Genomic DNA, 21,303 nt, shown 5'->3' on the forward strand with positions numbered 1-21,303 from the left:
GAAACATCACAGCGTTTTATATTTACGATTACTTATCAAAAATAGCTTTCGTATATATTCGACTATAGTAATAACCACTTTCTGGTCTAAATCCCATATAAAGCTCATTCAAATAAATCGTAAAGCTTGGTCTATCAATTTTTAATAAATCTTGGCTAAGCGATTTAAGCTCAGCGTTAGAGATTTTTTTCATCGGGTCTAGCTGATGTTCTTTGAATACTTTATGAATATGTTCATCCATATTCGTACAATATCTGTCATGATCTTCAATAAAGCAAACCTCTGGCTTCTCTTCGGGCTTATCCGCTTTTCCATCAGATTTCATATAAGTCTGAACCTCTGTACGATCAAATCCAGGCATCGGTACACGAATCCATTTTTTATACGGCGTGACATCAATTGACTCCCATAGAAATGCTACTTTTGTACCTTGGTCGCTAATTGCTTGGCCATCGATGCGGATCTCATCACGATAAATATCGACTTTCAAAAGTTCTTTCGATTTTTCACCATATTGCTTCTGAAATACCTCTCGTCTTTCTTGATAAGCATCTTCTACAGAAGAGTCTAGCTCTATACTGTAAAGCAAATAGTCTGATACACTGTCTAATTCTTTCCAATCCTTAAGCTCGCTTTTTGGCATATTTTCTAAACGTTCGACAAAATCTACATCATCACGAATTTTGCCTGAATCATCTGATAAATTAAGCTTTTTCAATAACTGTTCAAAACGTGCAGTTTGGCTTTGGTAAGCAATTTCTTGTGGTTTCACCACCCAAGTCATGGCAAAAATTGCCAATATTACAACTGCAGAGATTAAACGATATTGACGAATTTTCGGCACAGTTAGAATCGCATAAGCAATCGTAATCGCCGTAGCTAAGGCTACTAAATAAATTCGTGGTTCAGTCCAAGCATACGCACTAATACGGCGATCAATCGCCAGCCATAGCAACACGATTGACACAATAGCAAGATATGGATAGAACTTAAAGAAAGTTTCCCAGCGGGCTTTAGCACAAATAGAACGTAATGCATATACGCCTAAACCACCAAGCAGGTAAGGCAAGGTAATATTAGCCAGCATGCCTTTTGGTAATACGCCTTCAAAAATAATTTGAACAACATAAGCATAAAGCAACACAGTGAAAATCATCAATGCGGGTGCTAATACGAAATTAACTAAAATTTCAAAAATGCGATTTAACGTCATTTCCGATTTAGCTTGGCGCTGTTGGAATACTAAGAAAAACAGTGGCTGAGTAAAAATGCCTAAAGAAGTATAAAAATGACTGTAGAAACTATCAGAAAACTCGACATTAAAGAGCGTTGTAATCGTAAATAAAATAGCCGCTACTAATCCAAATACCAATAACCATACCGCCGTTGCTAAGCCAAGATGGAATAGATTGATAAAATTACGGTAGGTAAACCCTTGATTATTTTTTTCAAATGGAAACCCTAATAACACCAGTAACGCAATAAAATTTGCGCCCCAGAATTTTGGGCTCGATAGATAAAACTCTGCGCTATCATTAGTCATGCCAATGATAGCCAGCGCTACCAATGGCACAATCCATGAAAAACGATACCAAGAATAAGGGCGAGAGAGATAAACAAAGATAAACAGCATTGGCTCAAATACCCAATAAGCCAAATGATCATTTCCTTGATGAGGCTCTAATTCCATAAACCAAATTCCAATTGCAAATGCACTAATTAGAAAAATTTCAATCGGATGTGCAGACACTGCATTTTTTATCTGCGCTTTAGTCTTTTCGAAAAATGTTGAAACAGACATAATCATTCCTTTTTTTATTCTATAAAGCCTTAATTAACACTTAATAATTCATACTAAAACAGTATGGAATTTACTGACACTTTAACGAACTTTTGTGGATAAATCCACTAAAATTAAATAGATATTGGATAAAAAGAGATAAAATCTCACCGCACTTGAGTGAAAAATAAGATACAGATCAAAGTGCGGTTATTTTTCCAAGACAAATTTCTAAATTTGCTTTATTATATCCCCGTTTTAGGTTCGCCTAACTAATTTTAATTAACTTTAAACAGAGGAAAACAAAATGGCAAAAATCGTTAAAGTCATTGGTCGTGAAATCATCGACTCTCGTGGTAACCCAACTGTAGAAGCTGAAGTTCATCTTGAAGGTGGTTTCGTTGGTTTAGCAGCTGCTCCATCAGGTGCATCTACCGGTTCTCGTGAAGCATTAGAATTACGTGACGGCGACAAATCTCGTTTCTTAGGTAAAGGTGTATTAAAAGCGGTTGCTGCAGTAAACGGGCCTATCGCTGATGCATTAGTAGGTAAAGAAGCGTCTAACCAATCTGAAATCGACCAAATCATGATCGATTTAGACGGTACTGAAAACAAATCTAACTTCGGTGCAAACGCAATCTTAGCGGTATCTTTAGCAAACGCGAAAGCTGCAGCAGCGTCTAAAGGTTTACCTCTTTACGCTTACATTGCAGAACTTAACGGCACTCCAGGCGTTTACTCTATGCCATTACCAATGATGAACATCATCAACGGTGGTGAGCACGCAGATAACAACGTTGATATCCAAGAATTCATGATTCAACCAGTTGGTGCGAAAACGTTACGTGAAGCACTTCGTATCGGTGCTGAAGTATTCCACAACCTTGCGAAAGTATTAAAATCTAAAGGCATGAGCACTGCTGTAGGTGATGAAGGTGGTTTCGCGCCTAACTTAGCATCTAACGCTGACGCTTTAGCATGTATCAAAGAAGCAGTTGAAAAAGCAGGTTATGTATTAGGTAAAGACGTGACTTTAGCAATGGACTGTGCTTCTTCTGAGTTCTACAACAAAGAAACTGGCAAATACGAAATGAAAGGCGAAGGCCGTTCATTCACTTCTCAAGAGTTCACACATTATCTTGAAGAATTAACCAAACAATACCCAATCGTGTCTATCGAAGATGGTCAAGATGAATCTGACTGGGATGGTTTTGCATACCAAACTAAAGTGTTAGGCGACCGCGTTCAATTAGTGGGCGACGACTTATTCGTCACTAACACCAAAATCTTAAAAGAAGGTATCGAAAAAGGTATCGCAAACTCTATCTTAATCAAATTCAACCAAATCGGTTCTTTAACTGAAACTTTAGCAGCAATCAAAATGGCTAAAGATGCAGGTTACACCGCGGTTATCTCTCACCGTTCAGGTGAAACTGAAGATGCGACTATCGCTGATTTAGCGGTTGGTACAGCAGCAGGTCAAATCAAAACTGGTTCTATGAGCCGTTCTGACCGTATTGCGAAATACAACCAATTAATCCGTATCGAAGAAGCATTAGAACGTGCTGGCACACCGGCTCCGTTCTTAGGTTTAAAAGCGGTTAAAGGTCAAGCATAATTTTTGCTTAATTTAATGTAAAATAGCACCGCACTTTGCATAAAAGTGCGGTGTTTTTCTATCTAATATTTAAAGGAAAGAAAATGTTACACTTAACCCTCGAAGACCAACTCTTTCTCGGTCAACCAAAACAAGTCGGCACACACTCGACTGTGCATGATCACCTAGCAGTGATGTTTGAAGATGACGGTGAAACCGGCTATTTTTATGCATTAGATATGCGTCAAAATGCGCAGCCTGTTGTCGATTGCTTACATGTTTATAACGTCGATAACACTCGCAATCACCACGAAGCACGTAAATTAGAAATCTGCTGGGATGAAAGTGGTTATTTAGCCTTATTGCTTATTAATGGCTATCCGCATGCCGTATTTGATTTTGCTCATTTGATCGGCTATAACACCAACAAGCATCCTCAGCCTGACTTAATGAGCATGTGGACACACGAAGAAATTACCAATGAACGTGCGACCGCATGGCTTGGTGTGAATACCATTAAATAGGATTAACTATGCGATTTTACCGCGGTCTTCAGCCTTTCAAGATCATGAGTTTTGATCTTGATGACACCCTTTACGATAACAGTGATGTCATTCGTTTAGCCGAAGAACGCTTTCTTCAATGTGTGCAAGAATACGCGCAACTGAGTGAACTTACCTCAGAATATTGGCGAGAATGGAAATGGCAACTGGCGGAGAAAGATCCCTTGATTGCTGAAGATGTGATTGCCTGGCGTGTCGAAACGTTACGGCACTTACTGACGCATCATGGTAAAAGTGCGGTTGAAATTGACCGCACTTTGGCCCTTGCCATGGAAGAATTTATTGAATGGCGACATAAAATTGATGTACCCGCAGAAAGTATTGAACTGCTGAATCAACTGAAAGATCGCTACCTGTTAAGCGTGATTACTAACGGCAATGTGATTGCAACACGCATTGGGCTTGAACACTTTCAATTGAGTTTACGTGGAGGAGAGCAAGGCAGAGCGAAACCTCATCAAGATTTATTCCACCAAACCGCCGATCATTTTGGCGTAAAACCGAATGAAATTTTACATATTGGTGATAACTTAACCACGGATGTTCAAGGCGCTATTCAAGCTGGCTGCCAAGCTGTATGGATCAATTTATCAGGCAAAGATCTCAATTCATTTACTGAAGCAAGTGTTTTGCCTACATTAGAAATTAATCATTTAACTGAATTATTAACACTTTAACCCTATGATGAAAAAGAAAAATCAAGTTCTTGTAAGCCTTTCTATTGTGGCTTTATTGGGCGGTTGCTCAGAAGAGCAAGTTCAACGTGATGTTTATAACAGCCTTGAGGATTGTTTAGCCGATTGGCAAAAAATCGAATTATGCGAAGCTGACCAATCTAATGAAAATAACAGCGGTACAACTGCACATGCTGGCTCTGGCTCCTCTCTCTCGGGCAATTTAAATACACGTCCAAGCAATAATAGTGAATGGTCAGAAGACAATCAAACCGTCAAACAAACCTTAAATCCTGATGGTGCAACTCACTCTGGCAACTCAAGCGGTTCTGAGGGAACAAGCCACACGAGTTCTGCAACAGGAGAAGGACACGGCAGTATGGGCAGTGCGATTGCAGGTGCCGCAATGGGCTATATGATTGCGCGTACGATGGGTTCATTTTTAGGCCCTAGCTACAATCCAAGTAATCGCGCCGTTTCAACACCAACGGGGCAAGTTATCCAACCGCAAACCAATCGTTCTGTCGGTAAGCCTGTATTAGTTAAAGGCAATGCAGGTAGCACTTACAGCAAACCGGTTTCACGCGGTGGCTTTAAAAGCTCTAGCTCAAGCAGCAGCCGTAGCTCAGGCGGTTAAATATGAAACGAATTACGGGCTTTCCTACTCGCCACAATATGGTGCAACAATTATTAGATGTGGGCTTTGATTATTATAATCTGCCTTCTTCTGATGGCTCCCATTATTGGTCGGACAATGTGGCTTATGAATTTACCCTAGCTGAAATTGATCGTATTGAAGATGCCACCAACGAATTACATGCAATGTGTATGGATTTTGTTGCCGATGAAATTAAACAAGGTGATTATACCCATTATCGCTTCACCGATTTACAGAAAAATCTGATTGAACAAACATGGGCTAAAAACGTACCGCACTTATATGGTCGTTTTGATTTTGGTTATGACGGTGAAAACCTCAAAATGTTTGAATACAATGCCGACACCCCTACTTCCCTGCTTGAAGCTGCTGTGGTGCAATGGCAATGGTTAGAGCAAATTGAAGGCTTAGCGCATCGTGACCAATTTAATTGGATTCACGAAGAATTGCTCAATCGCTTTCAGTTTATTCAACAGCAAACAGGACTAAACGATTTCCATTTTAGTGCCATGCAAGAAGCGGGTCGTGAAGATTGGGGCAATATCGATTACTTGGCAGATGTAGCTTACAACGCAGGTTGGCATATTCATCAGCTCGCTATTGAAGATGTGGGCTACGATAAAGACAGTCAGCAATTCCTCGATCTGAATAATCAGCCTATTGATTGTTTATTTAAGCTCTACCCGCTTGAATGGATGACTACGACAGAATATGCACCACACATGCTTAATTCATCCACCACTTTTATTGAACCTGCGTGGAAATTACTATTAAGCAATAAAGTGCTGTTAGCGAAATTGTGGCAAAAACATCCAAATCATCCATTATTACTACCCGCTTACTTTAGCAAGCATGATATTACCGATCGTCAATCAATATGGGTGAAAAAACCGACTTTAGGTCGTGAGGGCGCCAATGTTTCTTACTATGAAAAACGTAATGGTCTGGAATTTGCCGCTAAAGGCAGTGAACATTCTGCTTTTTACGATCAAGCAGGTTACATTTATCAACAAAAATTTGAACTGCCAAATTTTGATGGCATGTACCCTATGATTGGTTCTTGGGTAGTGGGTGATGTGGCATGCGGCATCGGATTAAGAGAAGATTTTACCCCAGTTACCGGCAATGATAGCCACTTCATTCCGCATTACTTTGTAGAATAAAAACAACGCCAAAACTAAGCGCACTTAACAGATAATAAGGAGATAAATATGTATCCATTTAGTTTTCAAAACCCTACTCGTATTGAATTTGGCCTCGATAAAGAAAAAGAGATGGGTAAATATATGCACGAATACGGTGCAAAAAAGGCCTTAATTATCTATGGCAGTGAGCGAGTCAAACAATCTGGTTTATTTGAAGATGTGGCGAAAAGCTTGCGTGAGCAGGGAATTGAATACATTGAATGTGGCGGGGTAAAAAGTAACCCGACAATCAGCAAAGTCCGTGAAGCCGTTGCAATGGCGAAGGCCTTTGGTGCTGATAGTGTGCTGAGTATCGGTGGAGGCTCTTGCCTTGATAGTGCGAAAGCTATCGCGGCTGGTGCGTGCTATGAGGGTGATACTTGGGACTTTTTTAAAGGTACACCGGTGCAAAAAGCGTTGATGATTTTTGATGTAATAACCCTTGCGGCAACAGGCAGTGAAATGAACTGGGGAGCCGTCATTACCAATGAAGAAACACAGCAAAAATATTCAATTCACAGCAATCATTTATTCCCAAAAGTATCTGTCATTAACCCGAAATTGCAAGCGACCGTCAGTCGTGATTATTTAGTGTATTCTGCCGCAGATATTATTGCTCATTCTATTGAAGCCTATTTCACAGCTGAATATCGTCCTGAAATTATTGATTTCTTAGTAGAAAGCAATATTAAAACTGTTATTCGTACGACTGAAATCTTGCTCAATGATCCACAAGATCTCAATGCTCGTGGTGAATTTGCCTGGGCTGCTACACTTGCGTTGAATGGTTTAACGCATTTAGGTATCTCACCTTACGGTTTCCCAAATCATATGATTGAGCATTCCATGAGTGCGATTTCAGATGTGCCACATGGTGCTGGCCTTTCCGTAATTATGCCTGCGTGGATGCAATGGTATCAATCTCAAAGACCTACTCAATTCAAACGCTTTGCTAAAGAAATATTTGGCTTAGATAAGGCTGAAGATGGTATTCAAGCCTTAAAAGCTTGGTTTGATAAAATCGGCACACCAACTCGCCTTGAGCAACTCAGCATTGATGATAAAACCTTATCTGAAATTGTTGATAATGCGGTTCAAACTGCGATTAAGGCGAAAATGGATAAGATTTACACCAAAGAAGCTATTGAAGCAATTTTCGCTTTAGCGAAGTAATCTCTCATAAAAAGAGCGGTCAAATTCACAAAACAATGGAATTTAACCGCTCTTTTTATATTCTCAATATTTCACTTTATTGAAAAGAACACAAAAAAATAACCGCACTTCAGTTACCCAAAGTGCGGTTAATTTGAATTAAGTTTTAACGCTTAATTATAGTGAAGCTTGATCAACAGCCACACCAGCACCCATAGTTGTAGAGATGCTTACTTTCTTGATAAAGATACCTTTTGCAGTAGTTGGTTTTGCTTTGTTTAAAGCAGCCAATAACGCTTGAAGGTTTTCTTTTAATTGAACTTCAGAGAAGTTTGCTTTACCAATTGTTGTGTGGATGATACCGTTTTTATCGTTACGATAACGGATCTGACCAGATTTAGCATTTTTAACTGCTTCAGCAACGTTTGGTGTTACGGTACCAACTTTAGGGTTTGGCATTAAACCACGTGGGCCTAATACTTGACCTAATTGACCAACAACACGCATTGCATCAGGAGAAGCGATAACAACATCAAAGTTCATTTCGCCTTTTTTGATTTGCTCTGCTAAATCTTCCATACCGACTAAATCAGCGCCAGCTTCTTTAGCTGCATCTGCGTTAGCACCTTGGGTGAACACAGCTACGCGTACTTCACGACCAGTACCGTGTGGTAATACAGTTGCACCACGAACGTTTTGGTCTGATTTACGAGGATCGATACCTAAGTTTACTGCAACGTCAACACTTTCAACGAATTTAGCCGTTGCGAATTGTTTTAATAACGCGATTGCTTCGTTGATTTCGTATGCTTTAGTAGAATCTACGCCAGCTTTGATTGCTTTCATTTTTTTAGTCAATTTAGCCATCGTATTATTCCTCCACCACTAAGCCCATTGAGCGAGCAGTACCAGCAATTGATTTCATTTTAGTTTCGATAGTCGCGCCAGTCATATCTGCTGCTTTAGTTTCAGCGATTTGACGAACTTGATCTAAAGTTACTTTACCCACTTTATCTTTGTTCGGTTTACCAGAACCAGATTTGATACCTGCAGCTTTTTTCAATAATACTGCTGCTGGTGGAGTTTTAGTAATGAAAGTGAATGAACGGTCTGCATATACAGTGATAACAACTGGAATTGGTAAACCTTTTTCTAAGCTCTCAGTACGAGCGTTGAATGCTTTACAGAATTCCATGATGTTCACACCTTGTTGACCTAATGCAGGACCAACTGGTGGTGATGGGTTTGCCATACCAGCTGCAACTTGCAACTTAACGTATGCTTGGACTTTTTTTGCCATTTTTTAGTTTCCTCTAAATGGGTAATAACGCCGAAATCGGCTCCCCTGTTAATGAAAGGCTGTATTTTAATTAATCAGCCTCGAAATTTCAAGCAGAAAAACTACTCGAAAAACAACCGCACTTTATTTTTTAAGTGCGGCCATTAAATTTCTTATTTTGGAAAAGGGAGATTAACGTGTTTTTTCCACTTGACCAAATTCAAGCTCAACTGGTGTTGCACGACCGAAGATAGATACAGACACTTTTAAGCGGCCTTTTTCGTAATCCACTTCTTCAACCGTACCATTAAAGTCAGCAAATGGACCCTCTGTCACACGCACTTCTTCACCTGGTTGATATTCTTTACGATGACGTGGTTTTTCAGCACTTTGCTCTAAACGATTTAAAATTAAATCTGCTTCACGTTTAGAAATTGGCGCTGGCTTATCTGGTGTACCACCGATAAAGCCCATTACACGTGGTACGCTTTTTACTAAGTGCCATGTGTCATCATTCATTGCCATTTCAACTAATACATAGCCAGGGAAGAATTTACGTTCGCTTTTACGACGTTTACCTGCTACGTTTTCAACGACTTCTTCAGTCGGCACTAATACTTCACCAAACTGATCTTCCATTTGTTGTTGTTTGATATATTCACGCAATGTGATTGCTACACGACTCTCAAAACCTGAGAATGCTTGCAATACATACCAACGTTTTTTGGATACGTTTTCAGTTTCGCTCATTTTAGAATCTCAAATCAGTTAAGAAGTTAATCAATGCAATGATAATTGAATCAATTGCCCAGAAGAATAAAGAGGTAAGCACGGTTACCCCAATTACGATTAAAGTTGTTTGACGTGTTTCTGCACGAGTTGGCCATACCACTTTACGACCTTCAACTTTTGCTTCGCTAAAGAATGTACGAGCTTTTGTACCTTGATTAGTAATTGCAGCTAAACCAAAGGCAATTAATAAAGCAACAACTACGCCAACTACACGTACAGGTAAAGAGAAGGCGTCTTTAAAATAAACGTTACCAATCGCTGCAGCAGTAAAAAATGCCACAGAAAGAATCCAAAGAAGTGTGTTTAAGCCTTTTGATTTTCCTTCTACGACTTGTTCTTGGTCGTGTTTCTTTTTCTCAACAATTTCAGTTGCCATAAGTGAATCCGTATAAAATAAGGGATAAATAATTTTTAGATTAATTTCAGAACGTGCGATTGTAGCATTTTCTTTCGGGATTGCCTATGAAAAATATTAGAAAAAACAACCGCACTTTCTATTAGTTTTTATATTCGAGCTTCGGTGGTTTGTTATCAACGATGGTTTCTTCATCCACAATCACTTTTTGCAAGTTTTCGATTGAAGGTAAATCATACATCGTATCTAACAATACAGCCTCAACGATTGAGCGTAAACCACGCGCACCGGTTTTACGTTCAAGGGCTTTTTTCGCCATCGCTTTTAATGCTTCTGGCGTGAATTCAAGTTCCACATCTTCTAAGCCAAATAATGCTTGATATTGTTTGGTCAGTGCATTTTTCGGTTGAGTAAGGATCTGAATTAACGCTTCTTCATCTAATTCGCTTAATGGTGCAATCATCGGAAGACGACCAATAAATTCTGGAATTAAACCGAATTTCATTAAATCATCCGGCTCAACTTGACGGAATAATTCAGAAAGATTTTCTTTGTCTTCTTCTTTCTCTACTTTTGCATCAAAACCAATTCCGGTATCAGTTTGTGTACGCTTACCGATAATTTTATCTAAGCCAGCAAATGCCCCACCACAAATAAAGAGGATTTTTGAGGTATCCACTTTCAACATTTCTTGTTGAGGATGTTTACGTCCACCTTGTGGCGGTACAGATGCGATAGTTCCTTCAATTAATTTTAACAAGGCTTGTTGCACACCTTCACCAGACACATCGCGAGTAATAGACGCACCTTCTGATTTACGGCTGATTTTATCAATTTCATCAATATAGATAATACCCTGCTCTGCTTTTTCCGTATCGTAATCGCAGTTTTGCAATAATTTTTGCAGCACATTTTCCACATCTTCGCCCACATAACCGGCTTCAGTTAACGTCGTCGCATCGGCCATAGCAAAAGGTACATTTAAACGACGCGCCAAGGTTTGTGCTAATAACGTTTTACCGCTACCTGTTGGACCAATTAACAAGATGTTACTTTTACCTAATTCCACATCGTTGCTTTGGTGGTTCGTGCGTAAGCGTTTATAGTGATTGTAAACCGCCACTGACAAGACTTTTTTCGCATAATCTTGTCCAATCACATAATCATCTAAGTGCGCACGAATTTCGTGCGGTGTCGGTAATTTTTCTTCAACGGCCAGTTCGCTAGGTGTTTCAATTTCTCCACTGTCTTCCAACATACTGTGGCAAAGCTCGATACACTCGTTACAAATATAACCATCTGTACCCGCAATTAATTTACCTACTTCACTTTTTTCTCTTCCGCAGAAAGAACAGTGAAGATCGTTATCATTTGTTGTCATGTTAAATCCTTAACGTTTAATCAACACATCGTCCACTAAGCCGTAAGCTTTTGCTTCTTCCGCCGACATAAAGTTGTCACGATCGGTGTCTTTTTCGATACGTTCGATGCTTTGACCTGTATGGAAAGCAAGACGCTCGTTTAAGGTTTGTTTAATTTTTAAAATTTCTTGTGCGTGGATCTGAATATCTGATGCTTGTCCACGGAAACCACCTAACGGTTGGTGAATCATCACTCGTGCATTCGGTAATGCAGCTCGTTTTCCTGCTGCACCTCCTGCAAGTAAAAATGCGCCCATTGAGCAAGCTTGACCAATGCAAAGAGTACGCACATCTGGTTTAATAAATTGCATGGTATCGTAAATTGCCATACCCGCAGTTACTGAACCGCCCGGTGAGTTAATATAAATATTGATGTCTTTTTTCGGATCTTCTGATTCTAAGAAAAGTAGCTGTGCCACGATCAAATTTGCCATATGATCTTCTACTTCACCATTCAAGAAGATCACGCGCTCTTTTAATAGGCGGGAATAAATGTCGTACGAACGTTCACCACGAGAGGTTTGTTCGACAACCATAGGAATTACACTCATTTTTGCCCCTAAATATGTGCTAAAAAATTGGGCAATATTCTACCCGAAAATCAGTAAAAACAAAATGCGGTCGCTTTTCATTGAAAAAAACGACCGCACTTTTCGATGATATACCTGTGAATTTAATTCACTTTCTATCAATTATTATGCTTGTGGATTCATGATCTCATCAAATGAAGACGCTTTTTCAGTCACTTGAGCTTTAGCAAGAACGGCATCAACTGCTTGTTCTTCTAATACTACATTGCGAATGTTGTTCATTAACTCTTCATTTTTGCTGTAATATTCAACGACTTCAGCTGGTTGTTCGTAAGCAGAAGCGATATCCGCGATCATTGCTTTCGCACGTTCTTCATCCGCTTTCAATTCGTTTGATTTGATCACTTCAGAGAATAATAAACCGACTTGAACACGACGTTTTGCATCCGCTTCAAATAATTCACGTGGTAATTGTGCAGCTTGTTGTGCATTACCACCGAAGCGTTGTGCTGCTTGGTTACGTAACACATTGATTTCTTCTTCTACTGCAGAAGCTGGAACATCAATTGGGTTTTGTTCGATTAAACCGTTGATGACTTGTTGTTTAACGCGAGAAACTAATGCGTTTTTCAATTCACGTTCCATGTTTTTACGGATTTCTGCACGTAAATCTGCCACAGTTTTGGTGTTAGGACCAAATTTAGCAACGAACTCATCTGTTAATTCTGGTAATTCCATTTCTTCTACTTTTTTCAAGGTGATCGCAAATTTTGCATCTTTACCTTTTAAGTTTTCAGAATGGTATTCAGCTGGGAAAGTCACATTGATATCGAATTGTTCGCCTGCTTTGTGGCCTACGATGCCCTCTTCAAAACCAGGGATCATACGACCTTGGCCCATGAATAGAATGAAATCAGTTGCTTTACCGCCTTCGAATTCTTCGCCATCTACAGAACCAACGAAGTCGATGGTCACGCGTGAATCTGCTTTCGCTGCAGCTTTGCTTTCAGCCCAAGTTGCTTGTTGTTTACGTAACACATCGATCATTTTATCGATATCAGCTTCAGTGATTTCAACAGTTGGTTTCTCAACTTTGATGTTTTCTAAGCCTTTTAATTCAACTTCTGGGTACACTTCAAAAGTTGCAGTGAATGATAAATCTTTACCAGGTTCGAACGTTTCGATAGCGAAAGTTGGACGACCTGCGATGTTGATTTTCTCAGCGATTACTGCATCAAAGAAATGACGTGGTAATAAATCGTTTAACACATCTTGACGGATTGATGCGCCAAAACGTTGTTCAATGATGTGCGCTGGCACGTGACCTTTACGGAAACCATCAACACGTACATTTTTTGCTGCACGTTTGAATTCTTCACGAGTTGCTTTTTCTACAGTTTCAGCTGGAACGGTGATCGTCACACGACGCTCTAAACCTTGAGTTGTTTCAATATTTAATGACATTTGTAACCTCAATTAATGTTGCACTCGGTAAAAACCACACCGAACACGTTATTGTTTGTAAAAATAAAAAACCGCCAAATTATAGCGAAAGAAAATCAAACAGTCGATAGAAACTGGAAAATTCAATAGAAAACCCGCTAAAATTGCACAATTTATCAACAATTTCGAATAAAGAAAAAAGTGCGGTCAAAAATAACCGCACTTTTTATCGAATTATAAACCTTTCGGTAAACGAATTTTTTGACCTGGGAAAATCTTATCCGCGTCTTTAATCACTTCTTTGTTCGCTTCAACAATAGCGGTATATTTCGCGCCATTTCCGTAAGCTTTCTCAGCGATTTTCCACAAGGTGTCACCTTTTTGGATTACATAGAATGTATCATCACTGCTTAAGGTTTCACCGTTATTGATGCTTGCATCGCTTGTTACTGAGTGGATACCTTGAATGTTACCCGCCATTAATACTGCTTTTTCTAATGCTGCTGCAGTTGATGCCACACCTTGGATATTCGCTACACCATTTTCAACGGTAACAGATAAGTTTTCCACGCCAGGATTGTCTTCTGCGATGTGTTGAGTCACAGCTTTAGACGCATCTTCTTCTTTAGAGAAAACTTTCTTACCGATGTCACTGACAAAATCAAATAAACCCATTTTAAAGTTCCTTTTGTATGTTTGTTTAAGGGATTATTACGATACTGAAATTCCCTTAAGAAGTCTATAAACCAGAGTGTAAAGCTATGTAAATATTCCAAGAAAACTGATCTAAAATTGACCGCACTTTGATAGAATACGCCGATTTTTAATTTACTCACTCAGAAAGGACAAATTATGCGTTGGCAAGGTCGTAAAGAAAGCTCAAATATTGAAGATAGACGTGGCTCTGGCGGCGGTAACTTCGGTGGCGGAAGAGGCACTGGTGTTTTCGGTATTATTATCTTATTAGTTGGTGCTTATTATGGCGTGGATCTTTCAGGCTTAGTAGGCACTCCTGATTTCTCAGGACAAAGCTCTCAACGATTAGAAACCCAAGAAGAACAGCAGCTTGCGAGTCTTTCTAAAGTTGTATTAGCGGATACTGAAACCGTTTGGGGACAATATTTTAGACAAATGGGTAAAACCTATAGTGAACCAACCATGGTACTTTACAATGGCGTAACCCCAACCGCTTGTGGTACGGGTCAATCTGCAATGGGCCCATTCTACTGCCCAAGCGATCGCAAAGTTTACCTTGATTTATCATTCTATAATGAAATGAAAAATAAACTGGGTGCAGCGGGTGATTCAGCCTTTGCTTATGTGATTGCACACGAAGTCGGTCACCATGTACAAAATATGCTTGGTATTCTGCCGCAAGTAAATCGCGCACAACAAAGCAGCGATCGTAAAACGGCAAATCAACTTTCTGTTCAATTAGAACTTCAAGCAGACTGCTTCGCCGGTGTTTGGGCGAGCCAAGCGGTAAAAAGTGGTTTATTTGAACGTGGTGATGAAGAGAAAGCGTTTAATGCAGCAGAAGCTGTGGGCGATGACCGTTTACAAAAACGCAGCCAAGGTTATGTGGTGCCTGATAGTTTCACTCACGGCACATCTGCACAGCGTCTAGAATGGTTCAGAAAAGGCTTACAAAGTGCCAACCCTTCTGTGTGTAATACCTTTAACCAATAAGATCTTTAAGGCTGGTTAATATCAGCTTTTTTATTTCTATTCATTTAAACATAAAAAAGTGCGGTCAATTTCGACCGCACTTTTTCTTTATGATTTTAAGCTTACGCGAACTGACGTACTTCGCCGTTACCCGCTACGTTTTCCACACAACGTGGACAAAGTGTAGGATGTTCAGGATTCACACCGATTTTGTCAGAATAATGCCAACAACGTGGGCATTTTTCACCGTTAGAACGTGCTACGCTTACTGCAATTCCCTCTAACTCACCCGCAGCCACATCCGCAGGTTTGTCTGCTAATGCTTTCACTTCTGCTTTTGAGGTAATTAACACAAAACGTAATTCATTGCCTAATTGTTCTAACAATGCTCGATATTCATCGTTAGCATAAACCGTTACTTCTGCTTCTAAACCACCACCGATCACTTTATCGTTACGGGCGATTTCTAATACACGGTTCACTTCAGAACGAACTTTAATGAGTTGTTGCCAGTAAGCATCATCTAATTTTTCATTCTCGCCTAAGCCAAATAAGCCTTCGTAGAATTCTTCAGTGAAGACGAATTCTGCACGTGCAGTTGCCGTTTGTGGCAAGTAGCCCCAAATTTCATCAGCCGTAAATGACAAGATTGGTGCCATCCAACGAACCAATGCTTCCGCGATGTGCCATAACGCTGTTTGGCAGCTACGACGCGCAAGGCTGTCTGCTTTGGTGGTATATTGACGGTCTTTGATAATATCAAGGTAGAACGAGCCCATTTCCACAGAACAGAAACGCATTAAACGTTGTACTACTGTGTGGAATTGATAGTTATCGTACGCGTCTTTAATTTCTTTTTGTGCATCTAACGCACAAGCTACCGCCCAACGATCCAAGCTAATCATGTCTTCCGGTTTAACGGCATCACGTTGCGGATCAAAACCATTCAAGTTCGCTAGTAAGAAACGCGCAGTGTTACGAATACGACGATAGCTATCCGCTGCACGTTTTAAGATCTCATCAGAAACGGTCATTTCACCGGTATAGTCGGTAGATGCAACCCATAAACGTAAAATGTCACCACCGAATTTATCCATGACTTCTTGTGGTGTCACGATGTTACCGATAGATTTTGACATCTTACGACCTTGACCATCCACCGTGAAACCATGAGTTAGTACTTGTTTGTATGGTGCTTTGCTGTCTGTTGCCGTAGAAAGCATTAAAGAAGACATAAACCAACCACGGTGTTGGTCAGAACCTTCTAAATACATGTCGATATCTTGACCGTTAAATTCTGGACGATTCGCGACAACAGAAGAATAGGTTGATCCTGAGTCAAACCACACGTCAAGAGTATCAGGCACTTTGCGATAGGTTTCTGCGTCTGCACCTAATAATTCTTTTTCGTCTAAATCCCACCATGCTTGAATACCGGCTTTCTCTACACGTTTCGCCACTTCTTCAAGTAACTCTAAGGTACGCGGATGGAGTTCTTCGGTTTCTTTGTGCACGAATAAGGTCATCGGCACGCCCCAAGTACGTTGACGGGAAATACACCAGTCAGGGCGGTTTTCAACCATTTTCTCGATACGCGCTTGACCCCAATCTGGAATCCAGCGAACTTGTTTGATCTCGCCTAATGCTTGTTGGCGTAAACCCTGTGTTTCCATGCCGATAAACCATTGCGGAGTCGCACGGAAAATAATCGGGGTTTTATGACGCCAGCAGTGTGGATAGCTGTGTTTGATTTTCTCAACTTTTAATAAGTTGCCCACTTCTTGTAATTTTTCAACAACCAATGGGTTCGCTTCAAACACACCTTTGCCTGCAAAGAATTCAGTGGTTGAAATAAATTTACCGTCATTCGATACAAGACCCGCCATCGGTAAATCATATTGTTTACCCACGACAAAGTCGTCTAAACCATGATCTGGTGCGGTATGTACTAAACCCGTACCGCCATCAGTGGTCACGTGATCACCTAAAATTACTGGTACAGTGAAATCATAGAACGGATGGTTAAAGCGAACTAACTCAAGCGCCTGACCTTTTACTGAACCTAAAACTTCAACTTGTTCTACGCCCACCGCTTTCGCTACGGATTCAACTAATTCAGCGGCTAAAATCACGCGCTCATCGCCAAGTTGTACTAAGTTGTATTCTAAGTCTGCATTTACCGCAATCGCACGGTTAGATGGCATTGTCCAAGGTGTGGTTGTCCAAATCACCGCAGATAATTTGCCATGGCCTTTGCCTACTGCGTTAAATTTCTCTTCAATTTCAACCGCACTTACTGCTGGGAAACGCACATAGATAGATGGAGAAACTTTGTCCTCGTATTCCACTTCAGCTTCTGCTAAAGAAGAACCGCAATCCAAACACCAGTGCACTGGTTTTGAACCTTTGTATAAATGGCCATTCGCAATCACTTTACCGAGTGTACGGATGATGTTTGCTTCGGTGTTGAAGTTCATCGTTAAATAAGGATTATCCCAATCGCCTAATACGCCTAAACGGATAAAATCTTTTTTCTGCCCTTCTACTTGTTCTGCGGCATATTCACGGCATTTTTGACGGAATTCAGCTGCTGTAATTTTCTCGTTTGGTTTGCCCACTAAACCTTCTACTTTTAATTCAATTGGCAAGCCATGACAGTCCCAACCTGGGATATAAGGCGAGTCAAAACCTAATGCGGTTTTAGATTTAACAATAATATCTTTCAGAATTTTATTAACGGCGTGGCCGATATGAATATTGCCGTTCGCATACGGAGGGCCATCGTGCAAAATAAAGGATTTTTTACCTTTCGTTGCTTGGCGGATTTTTTGATACAACTGTTTGTCATACCAATTTTTTAACATTACAGGTTCGCGTTTAGCTAAATCGCCACGCATAGGGAAACCTGTTTCAGGTAAATTTAACGTGTTTTTGTAATCAACTGTCATGTTATTTTCCAATTTTATATTTCAATATAATTCTATTTTGCAAAAAATGCTTTCGCTGTTTTTACGTCTTGTTCAATTTGAGCTTTCAACGCTTCAAAAGAAGGAAACTTTATCTCATCGCGAATCTTCTGGCAGAATTCCACTTCGATCATTTGCCCATAAATATTCTTAGAAAAATCAAATAAATGGACTTCTAATAATTGTATCGTACCGTTAATGGTTGGGCGTTTTCCCATGTTTGCCACGCCGTTAAAAATCTCGCCCGATTTTAACCGCACTTTCACCGCATAAACCCCTTTTACTGGGTTCACTTGGCGATGTAAGCGAACATTCGCGGTAGGAAAACCAATGGTTCGCCCTAATTTATTGCCGTGGATCACGCGACCAAAAATACGATAAGGCTTACCGAGTAAATTTTGCGCGTGCTGTAAATCATCTTTAGCCAACGCTTCTCGAATAGCGGTGCTACTGATACGTAACTCATCTAAACAGAAGGTGCGACTGTCTTCCACTTCGAAACCAAACTGCTTTCCAGCTTGTTGCAACATCGCAAAATTGCCTAAACGTTTCGCACCAAATTTGAAATCATCACCGATACTGAGAAACTTCACATTTAATTTGCGTACAAGCCAATCTTCAATAAATTGTTCTGCGGGTAGATCAGCAAAAGAGCGGTCAAATTTCGCGACGATCACCACATCCACACCCGCCTGAGCCAAATAATGCAATTTATCTCTTAATCGCATTAAGCGCGCAGGGGCTTTGTCACCCATAAAATATTCGCGCGGTTGCGGCTCAAAAAGCATCACCGCCATGGGTAAATTCAGTGCATTCGCTTTCTGACGAAGATGACGCAAAATCGCCTGATGCCCCAAATGCACCCCATCAAAATTGCCAATGGTTAATGCGCACCCTGACAAATATGGCTGTGAATTATGAAGCCCACGAATTAATTGCATTACATCTTATTCCAAAAAACGAAAAATAATCGGTGCATTATAGCGGTAACTTAATGTTTTGTCAGTAAATGGTGTTTACGAACACCTAAGAGCACCAATACGCCTAAATAAACGACCGCAGCCAGTCCAATTAACCAAACCAACCAATAGATACGCATTAAAAATGTCATGGCTGCCCATTCTTGAATCGACGGGCAGTTATACCAAACCAAACCGCCCATGGCTAAGGCTGCACCTAAAACTTTCAGAAAAAAGACCGCACTTTTACGTGAAAAATGGTATACATCCTCTTTCGCTAAACCACGATAAAGCAAATAAGCATTTAAAGTTGCTGACATGGCAGAAGCAATCGCTAAACCCACATAACTAAATGGAATCGCCAAGACATTAAAGCCCATATTGCTCACCATGGCGATGATCCCGATTTTCACGGGCGTTTTAGTGTCTTGGCGTGCGTAATAGCCATTAGCCAAAATTTTAATTAGCATAAAGCTGAGTAAGCCAGCATTGAACGCCCATAAGGAATAAGAGGCTGCGTGAACATCTGTTAAGGTAAAACTGCCACGCATAAACAATACCAGTAACATTGGTTGGGCTAACACGGCAATACCAATCGCAGCCGGCACGCCGAGTAATAAAATCATTCGTACGCCCCAGTCCATGGTGTTGCGAAAATCAACCGCACTTTGGGAAGAATTATCTTCTCGATTCACATGATGGCGAGCAAGCGTCGGTAAAATCACAGTGGAAATCGCAATACCAAATAGCCCAAGTGGAAACTCTAATAGACGATCAGAATAATAAAGCCAACTAATGGATCCCGTCATTAAGAAACTGGCAATGACTGTATCAAGCAGCAAATTGATTTGACTTACGGAAACCCCGAATAAAGCCGGAATCATCAATCGACGGATTTTAGCTACCCCTTCATCATGCCATGCCCATTTAGGTTTTACGAGCAAGCCTGCTTTCTTCAAGAAAGGGATTTGGAATAAAAATTGTAATAAACCACCTAAGAAGATCCCGATAGCAAGGGCAAGATCGGGATTGTCTAATCTTGGCGCGAGGAAAAGTGCGGTCGCAATCATGGCGATATTGAGTAAAACAGGCGAAAACGACATCACGCCAAATTTACCTATTGTATTTAAAATCGCGCCGGAAAGTGCCACAAAGGTGACAAACCATAAGTAAGGAAAAGTAATTTTTAAGAGTAAAGACGCTTGTTCAAATTTGTGCGCATCTGGTCCGTCATTTAGCCAATCGGTAAACCAGCCCATCCCAAAGATCGCCGCAACAACAGGTGATCCCACCATGGCAAGCAAGGTGACGACACTAACTAATCCGCCAAGTGTACCCGACACTTTCCCGATAAATTCGCGGGTTTTGGAAAGATCGCCCGATTTTTGATATTCGGCTAATACGGGGACGAAAGCCTGAGAAAATGCCCCTTCCGCAAATAAACGACGTAAAAAGTTTGGGATACGGTTAGCGAATAGAAACACGTCTGCTGCCGCACCTGCACCGATTAAATGGGCAATCACCACATCGCGGACTAAACCTAACACACGGGACACTAATGTCATCCCACTTACGATAATGCCGGATTTTAAAAGTCGTTTACTCAAAATAGGGGTCTCTTCAAAAAAATTTGCCTTAATTGTATAGAATTTTTGTTTTTACGCTATATTCCAACGAAAAAAACTGATAAAATCCCGCCCACATCGTTTGTGTGAGCCAATAGAAAGCGCTTTTTTTAAATAACGATGCTTACTTTCGGTTGTGTCTCACCGAAATCAACACAAATTATTCATTGACAAAAGTATAAAAAATCGGCATATTCTACGCCCTTATTTTGTCATAATCATCTAACAGAAATTTTAGGAGTTTGACCTTGGCTAATATCAAGTCAGCAAAAAAACGCGCGGTTCAATCTGAAAAACGCCGCCAACACAACGCAAGCCAACGCTCTATGATGCGTACTTACATCAAAAAAGTATATGCTCAAGTAGCAGCAGGTGAAAAAGCAGCAGCTGAAGCAGCATTCGTTGAAATGCAAAAAGTTGTTGACCGTATGGCTTCTAAAGGCTTAATCCACGCTAACAAAGCAGCAAACCACAAAGCTAAATTAGCTGCTCAAATCAAAAAATTAGCGTAATTAAAGCACTAAAACAGCTTAAAAATAAAACCGCACTTTGGTGCGGTTTTTGTTTGCCGTAAACCGTCCTACCACAAACGCCCCATAACGAGCTTGCATTCCCCCCTTTAACCTGTAAACTACCCTACAACTTATTAAAAATTAA

20 protein-coding genes are annotated in these 21,303 nt (G+C 40.4%); 8 read left to right on the forward strand and 12 right to left on the reverse strand.

Annotated elements, in window-relative coordinates; translation table 11 throughout:
• Positions 1-28: 28 nt before the first annotated feature.
• Complete coding sequence (locus tag QP437_RS01650; RefSeq protein WP_197547070.1) at positions 29-1,801, reverse strand: DUF4153 domain-containing protein; 1,773 nt, start codon at positions 1,799-1,801, stop codon at positions 29-31.
• Between the two features lie 286 nt (positions 1,802-2,087).
• On the opposite strand from QP437_RS01650, the gene eno reads away from it, so the two are divergent.
• The 6 genes from eno to QP437_RS01680 all read left to right on the forward strand — a co-directional run bounded on the left by eno (position 2,088) and on the right by QP437_RS01680 (position 7,629).
• Positions 2,088-3,398, forward strand: a complete 1,311-nt coding sequence (gene eno, locus QP437_RS01655; RefSeq protein ID WP_285266715.1) for a phosphopyruvate hydratase — start codon at positions 2,088-2,090, stop codon at positions 3,396-3,398.
• Between the two features lie 83 nt (positions 3,399-3,481).
• Entirely contained in the window at positions 3,482-3,901 is a 420-nt protein-coding gene (locus tag QP437_RS01660; RefSeq protein ID WP_049364023.1) for a DUF2251 domain-containing protein, read from the forward strand.
• A gap of 8 nt (positions 3,902-3,909) precedes the next feature.
• Positions 3,910-4,617 carry an HAD-IA family hydrolase gene (locus QP437_RS01665; RefSeq protein WP_285266716.1) on the forward strand — a complete coding sequence of 236 codons (708 nt, stop codon included), beginning with the start codon at positions 3,910-3,912 and terminating at the stop codon, positions 4,615-4,617.
• 7 nt (positions 4,618-4,624) lie between these two features.
• Complete coding sequence (locus QP437_RS01670; RefSeq protein WP_285266737.1) at positions 4,625-5,251, forward strand: hypothetical protein; 627 nt, start codon at positions 4,625-4,627, stop codon at positions 5,249-5,251.
• Positions 5,252-5,253: 2 nt separating this feature from the next.
• Complete coding sequence (locus tag QP437_RS01675) at positions 5,254-6,435, forward strand: glutathionylspermidine synthase family protein (RefSeq protein ID WP_285266717.1); 1,182 nt, start codon at positions 5,254-5,256, stop codon at positions 6,433-6,435.
• A gap of 48 nt (positions 6,436-6,483) precedes the next feature.
• Positions 6,484-7,629: an iron-containing alcohol dehydrogenase gene (locus QP437_RS01680; RefSeq protein WP_285266718.1), complete on the forward strand. Its 1,146-nt coding sequence runs from the start codon at positions 6,484-6,486 to the stop codon at positions 7,627-7,629.
• 156 nt (positions 7,630-7,785) lie between these two features.
• Here the strand turns inward: QP437_RS01680 and rplA are convergent, their stop codons facing one another.
• The 8 genes from rplA to lysM form a co-directional block, all read right to left on the reverse strand.
• Positions 7,786-8,475 carry a 50S ribosomal protein L1 gene (gene rplA / locus QP437_RS01685; protein WP_005695230.1) on the reverse strand — a complete coding sequence of 230 codons (690 nt, stop codon included), beginning with the start codon at positions 8,473-8,475 and terminating at the stop codon, positions 7,786-7,788.
• A 4-nt stretch (positions 8,476-8,479) separates the two neighbouring features.
• Positions 8,480-8,908 (reverse strand): 50S ribosomal protein L11, encoded by a 429-nt coding sequence (gene rplK, locus QP437_RS01690; RefSeq protein ID WP_014064251.1) that lies wholly within the window; start codon positions 8,906-8,908, stop codon positions 8,480-8,482.
• Between the two features lie 171 nt (positions 8,909-9,079).
• On the reverse strand, positions 9,080-9,637 hold the full coding sequence (nusG, locus tag QP437_RS01695; protein WP_005695227.1) for a transcription termination/antitermination protein NusG: 558 nt from the start codon (positions 9,635-9,637) through the stop codon (positions 9,080-9,082).
• A gap of 1 nt (position 9,638) precedes the next feature.
• The gene (secE, locus tag QP437_RS01700) at positions 9,639-10,055 is read right to left on the reverse strand and encodes a preprotein translocase subunit SecE (RefSeq protein ID WP_049357890.1); all 417 of its coding nucleotides are present in this window, start codon (positions 10,053-10,055) and stop codon (positions 9,639-9,641) included.
• Between the two features lie 121 nt (positions 10,056-10,176).
• A complete protein-coding gene (gene clpX, locus QP437_RS01705; protein ID WP_014064253.1) occupies positions 10,177-11,415 on the reverse strand; it encodes an ATP-dependent protease ATP-binding subunit ClpX in 1,239 nt (412 codons plus the stop codon).
• A gap of 9 nt (positions 11,416-11,424) precedes the next feature.
• Positions 11,425-12,006 carry an ATP-dependent Clp endopeptidase proteolytic subunit ClpP gene (gene clpP / locus QP437_RS01710; RefSeq protein ID WP_005699645.1) on the reverse strand — a complete coding sequence of 194 codons (582 nt, stop codon included), beginning with the start codon at positions 12,004-12,006 and terminating at the stop codon, positions 11,425-11,427.
• A gap of 144 nt (positions 12,007-12,150) precedes the next feature.
• Entirely contained in the window at positions 12,151-13,449 is a 1,299-nt protein-coding gene (gene tig / locus QP437_RS01715) for a trigger factor (protein WP_285266719.1), read from the reverse strand.
• A 213-nt stretch (positions 13,450-13,662) separates the two neighbouring features.
• The gene (lysM, locus tag QP437_RS01720) at positions 13,663-14,103 is read right to left on the reverse strand and encodes a peptidoglycan-binding protein LysM (RefSeq protein WP_285266720.1); all 441 of its coding nucleotides are present in this window, start codon (positions 14,101-14,103) and stop codon (positions 13,663-13,665) included.
• A gap of 177 nt (positions 14,104-14,280) precedes the next feature.
• On the opposite strand from lysM, the gene QP437_RS01725 reads away from it, so the two are divergent.
• Entirely contained in the window at positions 14,281-15,117 is an 837-nt protein-coding gene (locus tag QP437_RS01725) for a neutral zinc metallopeptidase (protein WP_049367255.1), read from the forward strand.
• A gap of 101 nt (positions 15,118-15,218) precedes the next feature.
• On the opposite strand, the gene ileS is transcribed toward QP437_RS01725, so the two are convergent.
• The 3 genes from ileS to murJ are packed head-to-tail and all read right to left on the reverse strand — an operon-like array spanning position 15,219 to position 20,628.
• Entirely contained in the window at positions 15,219-18,044 is a 2,826-nt protein-coding gene (ileS, locus tag QP437_RS01730) for an isoleucine--tRNA ligase (RefSeq protein WP_285266721.1), read from the reverse strand.
• Between the two features lie 32 nt (positions 18,045-18,076).
• Positions 18,077-19,003: a bifunctional riboflavin kinase/FAD synthetase gene (ribF, locus tag QP437_RS01735; protein WP_285266722.1), complete on the reverse strand. Its 927-nt coding sequence runs from the start codon at positions 19,001-19,003 to the stop codon at positions 18,077-18,079.
• Positions 19,004-19,053: 50 nt separating this feature from the next.
• Positions 19,054-20,628: a murein biosynthesis integral membrane protein MurJ gene (murJ, locus tag QP437_RS01740; protein WP_070776216.1), complete on the reverse strand. Its 1,575-nt coding sequence runs from the start codon at positions 20,626-20,628 to the stop codon at positions 19,054-19,056.
• A 266-nt stretch (positions 20,629-20,894) separates the two neighbouring features.
• Between murJ and rpsT the strand changes: the two genes are divergently transcribed.
• Positions 20,895-21,158, forward strand: a complete 264-nt coding sequence (rpsT, locus tag QP437_RS01745) for a 30S ribosomal protein S20 (RefSeq protein WP_005695217.1) — start codon at positions 20,895-20,897, stop codon at positions 21,156-21,158.
• Positions 21,159-21,303 lie beyond the last annotated feature (145 nt).

The organism is Haemophilus sp. UMB1048, from assembly GCF_030218125.1.
Lineage (GTDB): Bacteria > Pseudomonadota > Gammaproteobacteria > Enterobacterales > Pasteurellaceae > Haemophilus_D.